This is a genomic window from Plantactinospora sp. A48 (genome assembly GCF_055793945.1).
The window spans coordinates 1-380 of record NZ_JBTIXF010000157.1 but is presented as its reverse complement, the minus strand read 5'-3'; the positions used below and the strand labels follow the sequence as shown (position 1 = coordinate 380).

Sequence of the window (380 nt, the reverse complement as noted above, 5' to 3'; positions counted from 1 at the left end):
GCGTATGACGCGAAGGTGCGGGGGGCGCGGTTGGCGCGGTTGGTGTGGGGGGATCCGGTGTGGGCGGATCGGTTGGAGGTGGAGGCGGCGGCGTTGAAGGAGCGGTTCAATCGGGATTTCTGGGTGGCGGACGGGGAGTATTACGCGATCGCGTTGGATGCCGAGGGTGGGCAGGTGGACAGCCTGTCGTCGAATATCGGGCATCTGTTGTGGAGTGGGATCGTGACGCCGGAGCGGGCGGCGGCGGTGGCGGGGCATCTGATGAGTGATCGGTTGTTCTCGGGGTGGGGGATCCGGACTCTGGCGGTGGGGGAGGGTCGGTACAACCCGATCGGTTATCACACGGGTACGGTGTGGCCGTTCGACAATTCGTTCATCGC

Annotated in this window: 1 protein-coding gene; it reads left to right on the top strand. The window is 65.5% G+C overall.

Annotated elements, in window-relative coordinates; translation table 11 throughout:
- On the top strand, positions 1–380 hold a 380-nt coding region (locus tag ACXN5W_RS30405; RefSeq protein ID WP_473161823.1), incomplete at both ends, for an amylo-alpha-1,6-glucosidase.